The 11,776-nt window shown below is 68.7% G+C and carries 13 protein-coding genes; 11 read left to right on the forward strand and 2 right to left on the reverse strand.

Going from position 1 to position 11,776, the window contains the following annotated elements; all coding sequences use genetic code 11:
- Positions 1-32 precede the first annotated feature (32 nt).
- From A5780_RS31770 to A5780_RS31790, 5 genes are all read left to right on the forward strand, one after another.
- Entirely contained in the window at positions 33-674 is a 642-nt protein-coding gene (locus A5780_RS31770; protein WP_064910835.1) for a PadR family transcriptional regulator, read from the forward strand.
- Positions 675-720: 46 nt separating this feature from the next.
- Positions 721-1,710 carry an ATP-binding cassette domain-containing protein gene (locus A5780_RS31775; protein WP_064910836.1) on the forward strand — a complete coding sequence of 330 codons (990 nt, stop codon included), beginning with the start codon at positions 721-723 and terminating at the stop codon, positions 1,708-1,710.
- Positions 1,707-2,468 (forward strand): ABC transporter permease, encoded by a 762-nt coding sequence (locus A5780_RS31780; RefSeq protein ID WP_064910837.1) that lies wholly within the window; start codon positions 1,707-1,709, stop codon positions 2,466-2,468. The genes A5780_RS31775 and A5780_RS31780 overlap by 4 nt, the downstream gene beginning before the upstream one ends.
- Before the next feature lie 178 nt (positions 2,469-2,646).
- On the forward strand, positions 2,647-3,591 hold the full coding sequence (locus tag A5780_RS31785) for a GNAT family N-acetyltransferase (protein ID WP_082976842.1): 945 nt from the start codon (positions 2,647-2,649) through the stop codon (positions 3,589-3,591).
- Positions 3,588-4,601 carry a 1-acyl-sn-glycerol-3-phosphate acyltransferase gene (locus A5780_RS31790; protein ID WP_231983165.1) on the forward strand — a complete coding sequence of 338 codons (1,014 nt, stop codon included), beginning with the start codon at positions 3,588-3,590 and terminating at the stop codon, positions 4,599-4,601. The genes A5780_RS31785 and A5780_RS31790 overlap by 4 nt, the downstream gene beginning before the upstream one ends.
- Before the next feature lie 17 nt (positions 4,602-4,618).
- Here the strand turns inward: A5780_RS31790 and A5780_RS31795 are convergent, their stop codons facing one another.
- A complete protein-coding gene (locus A5780_RS31795; protein ID WP_227463001.1) occupies positions 4,619-5,302 on the reverse strand; it encodes a PAS and ANTAR domain-containing protein in 684 nt (227 codons plus the stop codon).
- 730 nt (positions 5,303-6,032) lie between these two features.
- On the opposite strand from A5780_RS31795, the gene A5780_RS31805 reads away from it, so the two are divergent.
- Genes A5780_RS31805 through A5780_RS31815 form a run of 3 tightly spaced genes read left to right on the forward strand, consistent with a single transcriptional unit; the run spans position 6,033 to position 9,300 of the window.
- Complete coding sequence (locus A5780_RS31805) at positions 6,033-7,247, forward strand: PP2C family protein-serine/threonine phosphatase (protein ID WP_227463000.1); 1,215 nt, start codon at positions 6,033-6,035, stop codon at positions 7,245-7,247.
- Positions 7,248-7,294: 47 nt separating this feature from the next.
- The gene (locus A5780_RS31810; protein WP_064910905.1) at positions 7,295-8,857 is read left to right on the forward strand and encodes a CHASE3 domain-containing protein; all 1,563 of its coding nucleotides are present in this window, start codon (positions 7,295-7,297) and stop codon (positions 8,855-8,857) included.
- Positions 8,854-9,300 carry a response regulator gene (locus A5780_RS31815; protein ID WP_030515710.1) on the forward strand — a complete coding sequence of 149 codons (447 nt, stop codon included), beginning with the start codon at positions 8,854-8,856 and terminating at the stop codon, positions 9,298-9,300. The genes A5780_RS31810 and A5780_RS31815 overlap by 4 nt, the downstream gene beginning before the upstream one ends.
- Positions 9,301-9,336: 36 nt before the next feature.
- On the opposite strand, the gene A5780_RS31820 is transcribed toward A5780_RS31815, so the two are convergent.
- Positions 9,337-9,705, reverse strand: coding sequence for an STAS domain-containing protein (locus A5780_RS31820; RefSeq protein ID WP_062963217.1), 369 nt, complete (start codon positions 9,703-9,705; stop codon positions 9,337-9,339).
- Positions 9,706-9,938: 233 nt separating this feature from the next.
- Here A5780_RS31820 and A5780_RS31830 point away from each other — a divergent pair, with 233 nt between their 5' ends.
- From A5780_RS31830 to A5780_RS31840, 3 genes are all read left to right on the forward strand, one after another.
- Positions 9,939-10,367: a hypothetical protein gene (locus A5780_RS31830; RefSeq protein ID WP_064910907.1), complete on the forward strand. Its 429-nt coding sequence runs from the start codon at positions 9,939-9,941 to the stop codon at positions 10,365-10,367.
- Positions 10,357-11,154: an RNA polymerase sigma factor SigF gene (locus tag A5780_RS31835; RefSeq protein ID WP_063014558.1), complete on the forward strand. Its 798-nt coding sequence runs from the start codon at positions 10,357-10,359 to the stop codon at positions 11,152-11,154. The genes A5780_RS31830 and A5780_RS31835 overlap by 11 nt, the downstream gene beginning before the upstream one ends.
- Positions 11,155-11,253: 99 nt before the next feature.
- Positions 11,254-11,751, forward strand: coding sequence for an ATP-binding protein (locus A5780_RS31840; RefSeq protein ID WP_146098653.1), 498 nt, complete (start codon positions 11,254-11,256; stop codon positions 11,749-11,751).
- Positions 11,752-11,776: the final 25 nt, after the last annotated feature.

Consider the following 11,776-nt stretch of genomic DNA (forward strand, 5'->3'; position numbering starts at 1 on the left):
GGGTACCGGGCGGCGGGGGCAGAATTTTCGATATGGCTGTTCCGACGACTCGACTGCTGGTGCTGGCCCTGGTGCGGCTGCTGCAACCCGTGCACGGTTACGACGTGCGGCGTGAGCTGCTGTCCTGGCATGCCGACGACTGGGCCAACGTCAAACCCGGATCGGTCTACGGCGCGCTGAACACGCTGCAGCGCGACGGGCTCATCGCCGTCGAGGGCGTGGGCCAGGACGGCGCGCGCCCGGAACGGACCTCGTATCGGCTGACGTCGGAGGGGGAGAAGGTGCTCGCCGATCTGATCCGGGAGGGTCTGTGGTCGGCCGAGCAGCCGAAACATCCGTATCACGCCGCGGTGGCGCTGTTCCCGTTCGCGCCGCGCGGCGATGTGATCGCGGCGTTGCGCAGCCGCATTCTGAAGTTCGAGGCCGATCTGGGCTATTTCGAGCGGGAGGAGCAGCGGATCCTGTCCGGCAGCGGCGATCCGACCGAAACCGAGCCGTATCACGTGGCCGACGCGATCGCGCTGGCCGCCGCCCATACCCGCGCCGACTTGGAGTGGTCGCGAAAAACCTTGCGGCGCATCGAGAACGGCGAGCTGGATGTCTGGTCCTCGGCGCCGTACACCCTCTTCGAGCATCCGCGGGACGACGCCGGAGCCGCAGTTGATCAAGACTGAATAGTAAAGCTTGACTATTTGAGCCGTCGTTCCTACCGTGTGCGGTATGGAAACGACGGCTACCGTTCGTGACCGCACCCGCACCTTGGCGATCCGAGTGCGGGGGCTGGCACGGACGTTCACGACGAAAACGGGACCGGTGCAGGCCGTGAACGGCTTGGACTTCGAGGTCCGCGAGGGCGAGATCGTGGGACTGCTCGGTCCCAACGGCGCCGGTAAGACCACCACCCTGCGGATGATCGCGACGCTGCTCGCGCCGACCGCGGGCCAGGCGCGGATCGCCGACGCCGATCTCCGCGAGGCGCCGCGCGAGGTGCGGGCTCGCATCGGGTACGTCGCCCAGGGCGGCATGACCAACGACGACGAGCTGGTGATCGACCAATTGGTCCTGCAGGCAAGGCTTTTCGGGCTGAGCAAGGCCGAGGCGACGGCGAGTGCCGAACACCTCCTGCGGACGCTGGAACTGGACGGAATGGGCCGTCGGCGCTGCCGCGAGCTGTCCGGCGGGCAGCGCCGCCGCGTCGATATCGCGCTCGGCCTGGTGCATCGTCCGCGACTGGTCTACCTGGACGAGCCGACGACCGGGCTGGACCCGCAGAGCCGCGCGAACCTCTGGGAACATGTGCGGCGGTTGCGGTCCGAGGGCACGACGATCGTGCTCACCACGCACTACCTGGAGGAAGCCGACGCGCTGTGCGACCGGATCCTGGTCATGGATCACGGCGGCATCGTCGCCTCCGGCACGCCGGACGAGTTGAAACAGCGGATCTCCGGCGATGTGATCAGCCTCGACATCGCCGACGCACAGGCCGATCTCGCGATCGAGATCGCCGACTCGGTGCTGGAGTTGCGCTCGAAGCTGCGCGCCGACGGACTGGTGCATCTGACGGTGGCGCGCGGCGATGCCGCCGTGGTGCCGCTGCTGCGCGCACTGGACGAGCACGGCATCGTGCCCGGCGCGCTGACCGTGAAACGACCGAGCCTCGACGACGTGTTCCTCACCGTCACCGGGCGTTCGCTGCGGGAGGGAAAATGAGTTTTCTGCGGGAGACCGGGCTGGTGTTCTGGTCGCAACTGCGCACGCAGCTGCGCAATCCGGTGTGGGCGATCATCGGATTGAGTCAGCCCGTGCTGTATCTGGTGTTGTTCGGTCCGCTGGTGAAGGCGATCGCACCCGCGCTGGGCGCCGATACCGACCCCTGGAAGGTGCTGACGCCCGCCCTGGTCATCCAGGTCGGATTGTTCGGTTCCATGTTCGCGGGATTCGCGATGGTGCAGGAACTGCGGGCCGGCGTGATCGAACGCCAGCGCGTCACCCCGGCCCACCGCGGCGCACTGCTGGTGGGCCGGGTGCTCAAGGATATGGTCGTGCTGATCGTGCAGGCGCTGGTCCTGGTCGCGGTCGCGATGGCGGCATTCTCTTTGCGGCCCAGCGCTTTCGGGCTGATCGCCTCGGTGCTGCTGATTTCGGTGATGGCGGCCGGGCTGGCCTCGGGGTCGTATGCGCTGGCGCTGTGGGCGCGTTCGGAGGACACCTTGGCGTCGGTGCTCAACAGCGTCGCGGTGCCGCTGATGCTGCTGTCGGGCATCCTGCTGCCGATGAGCCTGGCGCCGCACTGGCTACGGATCATCGCCGACATCAATCCGTTCCAGCACACCGTCGAGGCCGCGCGGGCATTGTTCCGCGGTGATTTCGCGGTCACCGAGGTCTATCTCGGCACCGGGCTGACGGTTGCGGTGGCCGTACTGCTGATGGTGGTCGGCGCCCGCAGCTTCGCCCGCGAGAACGCCTGACCGCTACTCGTTACCGCCACGCCGGTGCGTCCGACGTGGCGGTTTCGGGCGTGTGGGCCAACTCGGGGGAACGACGCAGTGAACGTTCGGTGTGACGGGGATCTCGTTCACCGGACTGGCATTCGCTCGACACTCGAACGTCGCCGCCTCGCCGAATCGGCCTGGCTTCATCGACACCATGACGCCATCGTCCGTGCTGAACCCGACCCGCACGACAGGCCCAGGGGTGGCGGCGCCACAGTACTCCCTGGTTGTGTCCTCCGATCTCGACCATCGCCGGGCCGCGCAGCGGCTGCGCTACCGGGTGTTCGCCGGCGAACCCGGATTCGACATTCCCTTCAGCGCCGAGGGCCTGGACGCCGACCGGTTCGACGAGCACTGCGATCATCTGCTGGTCCGCGACGAGGCCTCCGGCGAATTCGTCGGCTGCTACCGGATGCTGCCGCCGGACAAGGTGCGCGCCGCCGGCGGGTACTACACGGCCACCGAATTCGATCTGAGCGCCATGGATCCCGAAGGGCGCCGGATCGTCGAAATGGGCCGCGCCTGCGTGGTTCCGGACCATCGCAACGGCTCGGTGCTGACGCTGATGTGGGCCGGGATCCTGCACTACATCCAGCTCACCGGCTACGACTGGGTGATGGGTTGCGTCTCGGTGCCGATGCGCGACACCCCCGCCGATCCGCCCGGCGCGAACGTGGCCGCGGTCCGGGATCTGTTGCTGAGCAAGCACGCCGGTGATCCGGCCCGCCGCGTGCGCCCGTACCGCCCGGTCGTGGTCGACGGCCGCGGGCTCGACGAACTGGCCGCCCCGGCCCGGCCGAAACTTCCCCCGCTGCTGCGCGGTTATCTGCGCCTGGGCGCCGAGATCTGCGGTGAACCGGCCCACGACCCGGATTTCGGCGTCGCGGATTTCGTCGCCCTCCTCGGCCTGGAAACGATCAACACCCGCTACCTGGAACGCCTGCAGAGCGCTGCGGGAGCCATGGACGCCCGCGCGTCGGAAGGCACAGACGCCCGCGCGTCGGAAGGCACAGACGCCCGCGCGTCGGAAGGCACAGACGCTCGCGCGTCGCAAGCCGATGCCGCGCGGGCCCGCGATACGGGCGGAGGAGCACGATGACCGAGACAACCGATTTACGAAGCGGCGCGGACACTGTCGGCCGGACCGCGGCCGCGCCCGCCGGCACGGCAGCGGAGACGCCGTTCGATCCTCGGCCCGTGGCGGAACCGGCGGTTCACGCATGGATGCCCGCGAGTCCGTGCGGCGCCGGCTGTGTGGCCGTGCCCGACACCGCGGGCGCGGTGCGGACTGTTGCGCGGATCGCGGGTGTGGTGGGGTTGCTGGTGGCGTTTCCGGTGGTGAACGTGGTGACGCCGGCTGCCCGGCGGACGGGCTTGCATCGCCGGTACGCACGGGCCGTCTTGCGCTGCTGCGGAATCGCTTTGCGCGTCGTCGACGAGCGGGGCGCGGTCGACGAGGGTGCGGTGCGCGGCGGTGGCTCTCCGGGTGATTCCGGGCGCGGCCTGCTGGTGGTGGCCGCGCACGTCGGATGGTCCGATGTGCTGGCGTTGGCGGCGGTCTCGCCGATGGGCTTCGTGGCCCGCGGCGATCTGGTGTCGTGGCCGGTGCTGGGGCAGCTGGCCCGGCTCATGCGAGTGATCCCGATCGATCGGGATCGGTTGCGGCAGCTGCCCGAGGTGATCGCGGCGATGTCGGCACGGCTGGCGGCGGGGGAGCGGGTGGGCCTGTTCCCCGAGGGCACCACCTGGTGTGGCCGGGCGCACGGCCGGATGCGACCCGCGCTGTTCCAGGCCGCGGTCGACACCGCCACGCCGGTACAGCCGATCCGGCTGCGCTATCTGAACGGCGCCGGCGAGACATCGACGGTCCCCGGCTTCGTCGGCGTGGACACCTTCCTCGACTCGGCCCGTCGCATCCTGCGTGCCAAGGGCATCGTCGCCGAACTCGTCCTGCTGCCGATCGAGGAACCGGGCACCGACCGCCACGACCTGGCCGAGCGCTGTGATCGCGCGATCCGCGGCCGCACCGAGGTGCGCATCGACGCCCACGCCACGGCCGTCGGCACCGGCCCCACCCGCGAGATCGTCGTCGCCGACGCGGTCTCCTGACCGCACCGACCGGCGCCTCAGTCGTGCGGGATCAGGCGGTGGGCGGTCAGGACGATGTGGTCGACGCGGCTGCGCAGGGCGGTGTTCTCCCCGTTCAGGCGGCGGAACTCCTGCACGAACTGCGCGGCCAGGTCCCGCAGCTTGGTGTTGGTCTCCTGCGAACGCCAGCTCAGCACCCGGAACGCCTGTTCGGGGCTGATGCCGTAGGCCAGCGTCAGCGCGCCCTTCGCCTGTTCGATCACCGCGCGGGACTCGATCACCTCGGGCAGCACCTCCGACAGCGCGTCGTTGCGCTCCTCGGCGATCGTCTCGGTGACGTCGACGAAATATCCGCTGGCCCCGACCACCGCGCCGTCGTCGTCGGTGAGTTGTTCGCCGACGACGATGATGTCGTGGGTGTCCCCGTCGGCGTCGACGATGCGGTGCTGGCCGCAGATCGGGTCGCCGGTTTTCACCGACGTCGCGATGCTGGCCGCCAGCTCCTCGCGGTCGTCCGGATGTTTGTGCGATATGAGCAGTTCGGTGGTGGGTTGGGTATCGGCGCCCTGATACCCGTACATCTGCGCCACTTCGTCCGACCATTCCCAGCGCTGATCGGCGAACCAGAATCGGAACCAGCCGACGTGATCGCAGGACTGGGCGCCGAGCACGCTCGTCAGGGGATCGAGCGGCGCGATGCGTGGCGACTGTTCCGTACTCACGTTCCACAGTATCCGCTGTATTGCGCTCGGTTGTTACACCAGGTCGGACGGGATGTGACGTGCCCCGCGCACGCTTTCTGTTTGGTATGAGGGTTTCGGGGCATCTTTCCGTCGGTACACAGGACATCCAACTCGGAGAGGACCGGGATCAGTCGTGGTTGCGTTGCTCATGGTGATCGGCTCGGTATCACTGATCGTCATTGCGGTGTACGCGGCGGTGGTCGCGGTGTGGACGGCGAAATTGCGCCTTCGGCGCACCTCGGACGCCATCCGCGCGGGGGCGCCTCTCCTAGCGAAAACCGTGGTGCACCAGCCTCTCCTCCGATCTCGGGCAGGTGCCGACGCGACGTCCTGATCGTGGCCTGCCCCATGGTGCGCGCAGCGTGGTCGGCCGGGTTCCGATAGGATCGGCAAGCCTCACGGTCGAAAAACGCGCCGCTGAGCAAGTCGGCGTGCGCTCGGGCCGCCACTTCGTTGATCGGAGGCAGCATTGTCGAAGCGTGCCGTCCCAGGCACGGTTGCTGTTCCCTCGTCGCGGTCCGATGCAGCCGGTGCGCTGCGGGCCGACATCGTGCGACCTCGTCGCATCGGCGACGCGACCCCGCGGCCCCGCCCGGCCGCGGTGATGGAACAGTCCCCGCGGTTTCGCGATGTATCCGGCCGTTCCGCGGGCCACTCGTCCGAGGGTCCCACTTCCGCATCCGTTCGAGACGACGGCCGCGGTTCCACCGTGCGCCCGCCCCTCGACGGCGTCACGCCGCTGGGCACCGCCTCCCCGCTCGGGCAGACGATCCTGCTGGTCGAGGACGACCCCGGTGATGCCCTGCTGGTCGAGGAACTCGTTGCCGACGGTGCCCCCGGTGTGCGCCTGGAACATGTGCGCTCACTCGCGGAAGCGGGCGCGTGGCTGGCCGCGGGCCTGCCCGACTGTGTGCTGCTCGATCTGAACCTGCCCGACTCCCACGGCTTGGACGCGCTCGCGCAGTTGCGCGAGTACACCGACCAGGTCGCGGTCGTGGTGATGACCGGCCTGGACGAGGAACAGACCGGCCTGGCCGCGATGGCGGCCGGCGCGCAGGACTATCTGGTGAAGGGCCGGGTCGAGCCGGAGTGGTTCGGCCGGGCCGTGCGCTATGCGATTCAGCGCAAACAGGCCGAGCGCACCACCGCGGCGCTGCGCGCGAGCACCATGCGCGCCCAGGAGAACGCCCGCCTGGAACGCGGGCTGCTCCCCAAGCCACTGCTGCGCGGTGCGCCCATCGTCGATGTGGTCTCGCGCTATCGGCCCGGACGCGCGCATTCGCTGCTCGGCGGCGATTTCTACGACGTCGTCCAGGAGGCCGACGGCACGGTGCACGCGCTGATCGGCGATGTGGCCGGCCACGGCCCGGACGAGGCCGCGATCGGCGTGGGTCTGCGGTTGGCTTGGCGCACACTGGTATTCAGCGGCATCACCGGGCCCCGGCAGCTGCAACTGCTGGAGGAGGTGCTGGTCGCCGAACGCACCGGACCACAGACCTTCGCCACCCTCACCACGCTGTACGCCCCGCCCGGTCGCGGCGCCGTCGAGGTGATCCGCGCTGGTCACCCGGGCATGCTCGTCCACTCGCCGACCGGCACCGAATGGCTGGAGGTGCCCGGCGGACCGGCCCTGGGCTTCATGCCGGGCCGGACGGACTGGCCGGTCACGGAGGTGGCCGTGCCGGCCGGTACCGGGCTGGTGCTGTTCACCGACGGCCTGTTCGAGGTGCGTACCGGTGCGGGCGACTGGCTGGGCGAGGACGGCCTGCTGGCGATGGCGCAAGGGGTGTCGGTCGAACAGCCCGCCCGTTATCTGGACGAACTACTGGGCCAGGTCGAATCCGCGGCCGCCCCGGCCGGCGGACTCGACGACGATCTGGCGATCGTCTATCTGCGCTGGCACGGGGGTGAGTGGGTCCGGTGAAAGACGTCCGACCCCGCGAGGGGATCGTCGGCCGGCTCACCGCACAGATGTGGTTTCAGCTGGTCCTCGCCCTGATGCTCGTGGTGGTGATCGCCGGTGCGATCGCCGCCAGGCAAATGATCGCCCATACCGACGCCATCGAAGACCGGCTGCTCGATCGCGCCCAGCCGGCCGCGACCGAGGCCTATCGGCTGCAGGCCGCCCTGGTCAACCAGGAAACCGGCCTGCGCGGCTACGCGATCTCGGCCGATGAGCAGTTCATGCAGCCCTACAACCAGGGTGTCGCCGACGAGACCACCGCCGCGGGCCGCCTGCGTGAGCTGGCCGCCGGCCGCACCACACTGCTCGACGATCTGGACGCCGTCGAGGCCGCGGCTCAGCGCTGGCGTTCCGAATACGTGCAGCCGATGATCGCGGCGGCGGGCCATGTATCGCCGGCCGAATCCGCCGCCCTGGTCACCCGCGGCAAGGCGCTGTTCGACGAGTTGCGAAAGAAGTTCGCCGCGCAGAACGCGGATTCCGCGGCCGCGATCGCCAACGACCGCCGCGACCTCGATCACGCGCGCACCGTGCGCGACAGCGTGCTGATCGCGGTGGTGGTCCTCATCCTGCTCACCGGCCTGGCACTGACCGTGCTGATCCGGCGGCTGGTCGCTCGCCCGCTCGACGAGCTCACCGAGGCGTCCCGGCGGGTCTCGGCCGGCGAATTCGATCATCACATCGAGGCGCACGGCCCGGCCGACCTGGCCACGGTCGCCGACGCGGTCGAGGAGATGCGCGTGCGCATCGTCTCCGAACTGGGGTCCTCGCGGGCGCAGGAGGTGCAGCTCGCCCGGCAGGCCGACGATCTGGATCGCCAGACGGTCCAACTACGCCGCTCGAACGCCGAACTCGAGCAGTTCGCCTACGTCGCCTCCCACGACCTGCAGGAGCCGTTGCGCAAGGTCGCCGCGTTCTGTCAGTTGCTGGAGAAGCGTTACGGCGATCAGCTCGACGAGCGGGCCAAACAGTACATCGACTACGCCGTCGACGGCGCCAAGCGGATGCAGCGGCTGATCAACGATCTGCTGACGTTCTCGCGCGTGGGCCGGGTGATCGAGGGCAACGAGCTCGTCGCCCTGGACTCGACGCTGAATTCGGCGCTGGACAATCTGTCCGGCGCGATCGAGGAATCCGGCGCGGTGATCGAGCGTCCGGAGCAGTTGCCCGAAGTCGCGGGCCAGCCGACGCTGCTGACGATGTTGTGGCAGAACCTCATCGGCAATGCCGTGAAATTCCACACCCCCGGTACCGCGCCGGTCGTGCGCATCGAGTGCGAGCCGGGCGATCACCTGGACGAATGGCAATTCTCGGTGTCCGACAACGGCATCGGCATCCCGCCGGAATTCGCGGACAAGATCTTCGTGATCTTCCAGCGCCTGCACAATCGGGAGGACTACAGCGGCACCGGCATCGGCCTGGCGCTGTGCAAGAAGATCGTCGAGTACCACGGTGGCAATCTGTGGATCGACACCGAATACACCGGCGGCGCCCGGTTCCGTTTCACCCTGGCGACCCAGGCCGCCACGCTCGCACCGCTCGAACCCGTATCCGAAGGAGCCGACGCATGACCGCACCGGTGAGCCAGCCCATCGACATCCTGCTCGTGGAGGACGACCCCGGCGACGAGTTGATGACCCGGGAGGCGTTCGAGGACAACAAGATCGGCAATACGCTGCACGTCGCCCACGACGGTCAGGAAGCGCTCGACTTCCTCTACCGGCAGGGGGAATTCGCGCAGGCGCCGCGGCCCGATCTGATTCTGCTCGATCTGAACCTGCCGAAATACGACGGCCGCCAGGTTCTGGAAAAGATCAAATCCGATCCGGACCTCAGCCATATTCCGGTGGTCGTACTCACCACGTCGGCAGCCGAAGAGGACATTCTGCGCAGTTATCGACTGCACGCGAACGCCTACGTGACCAAACCGGTCGACCTGGATCAATTCATCGCCGCGATCAAGCACATCGACGAATTCTTCGTTCAGGTCGTCCGGTTGCCACGACAGCGATGACGCCGGCGGCGAGGAACGCGCCGGGCGGGCGCCGGATCAGGCCGAGGTGGTCTGCTCCGGCGCGGCCAGCGCGTCCGCGACGGTCGGGAACAGACGCAGCAACGCGTCCAGCGCGGTCACCTCGATCGGGCGGCGCACCGCGGGCGACGCGACCACTCGCAGACCGCCCGTCGCGGTGGACTGGGAAGTGGCCAGCAGCACGCTCAGCCCGGCCGATCCGAGGAAACCGACCTCGGTCATATCGAGCACCACGGCGGTGGGCTCGGCCTGCAGCGCCCGGTCGAGAGCCGATTGCAACTCCGGCGCGGAATTCATGTCCACCTCACCGGCCACGGTCACGACCACGGCCGAACCTTCCGTGCGCTGCTCGGTGCGCAGCAGCGGTGACACCCGCTCGCCGCTCATCGGGCCGACCCCAGCGCGAGGCGATTCGTACCGCATTTCGCCACTTCGATACCTCCGGCGTATTCCGATCTGCGCCGCTGTCCGCGGCGTGGCGACGATTCGCCGCTGACCAACATACCCGTTTCGGCGCGATCCGAACGGGGGCCGTCACCGCGATCGGAGGGCGTCCGGCGGGCGCTCGCGTACGCTGTGAAATCGTCTCGCGGCACGATATTTGGGAGCAAGGAATGGGCATGGTCGAGAAAGTGTCCCCGGACGCGGGGACCACTGCGGTCGGATTCCAGGTGCCGGCCGATGCGGCGCAATTGATGATGGTCCGGGCGTTGACCGAAACCGTCGCTCTGGTCGCCGATTTCGGTATCGACGAGGCCACCGATATTCGTCTCGCCGTCGACGAGGTGGTCAGCGCGCTGATCGTGGACGCGGCCGCCGGTTCCGTGATCGATTGCGCATTCACCGCGGGCGAGAACACCATGGACGTGCGCGTCGCCGCCGTCACCACGGCCGCCGGTGGCCCGGACACCAACAGCTTCGGCTGGCACATCGTCTCGACTCTCACCCAATGGGTGAAGACCGAGAGTTCGGACTACGACGCAGCCGTGGGCGGGCACCCGACCGTCGTCGAGTTCCGCTGGGCACGTGGCGGAACAGATGTCGACTGAGAACGGTACCGGCACCGCCCGCCACCCCGACGGTTACGACGACGTCGCACCGCTGTTCGTCGAGCTCGCCGCCCTGCCCGAAGACGATCCGGAGCGCGACCGGCTGCGCGAACGAATCATCAACCGCTGCCTGCCGCTGGCCGAGCACATCGCGCGCAAGTTCAGCGGGCGCGGCGAGAACTTCGAGGATCTCCTGCAGATCGCCCGGGTCGGCCTGGTCGCGGCCGTCGACCGGTTCGATCCCTCGCAGGGGTCGCCGTTCCTCGCCTTCGCGGTGCCGACGGTGATGGGCGAGGTGCGCCGCCACTTCCGCGATCACACCTGGGCGCTGCGCGTGCCCCGGCGGATCAAGGAGATCCAGACCGCGCTGGGCCCGACCGTGGAGTCGCTGTCGCAACGGCTGGGCCGGATGCCGCGGGCGCGCGAGATCGCCGAGGAGATGGACGCCGATCTGGGTGAGGTGACGCAGGCACTGATCGCCCGCAACGCCTACCAGACCCAGTCGCTGGACACGCCGACCTCCGACGACGACAGTCGCTCCGGGAATGCGATCCTCGACACTCTGGGCGACGTCGATCCGACCTTCGGTGCGATCGATGACACTCTGACCGTGAAGCCGCTCATCGACGCCCTGCCGGAGAAGGAGCGGTACGTGCTGACCATGCGTTTCTTCGGCGGAATGACGCAGGAACAGATCGCGCACGAACTCGGCTGTTCCCAGATGCAGGTCTCGCGGATCCTGACCAGAACGCTCAAACAGTTGCGCGAGAAGGCGCTGCGCGACTGAGGTAGGCCGACGGCGCCGCATGGCGTACGGGAAAGGGGGTATCGCGGATGCCGAGGAGATCATCGAGTGGAGATCATCGGTTGCGATCGGAATGAGGACATGAGCGGATTTCCAGATCCCCCGGGCGACCCCGCCCCAGGGCCCGCGATACGCGAGCCGCACCCGCTACAGGTGGCCCCCTTCGAGGCGAATTTCCCGTCGCAGGCCGACCGGATCGCCGAGGTGCGCCACGATCTGCGGGCCTGGCTCGAGCGCGAGGGAGTCGGCTCGGAACAGATCTACGACCTGTTGCTGGCGGTGGACGAGGCGTGCACGAACGCCGTGGAACACGGCTACCGCGACGCCACCGGCATGGTCGGGCTGCGTGCTGAGATCAGCGGCTCGGACCTGTACCTGACCATCGTGGACCACGGCAGCTGGGAACCCCGTGCCGAGGTTCCGGATCCCGTGCGCGGGCGGGGACTGGCGATCATGCGCGCCCTGGTGCGCGACGTCGAGATCACCACCGGCGCCGACGGGACCCGTGTCGCGATGCGCGCCGAAATCGCTTCGGCGCCAACGCGTTCGGAGACGACCGCAGGGCGCGACCGGGGATAGTCCGTTAATCCGCCAGGAGAGCGGG

Source organism: Nocardia sp. 852002-20019_SCH5090214, assembly GCF_001665865.1.
GTDB classification, from domain to species: Bacteria; Actinomycetota; Actinomycetes; order Mycobacteriales; family Mycobacteriaceae; genus Nocardia; species Nocardia nova.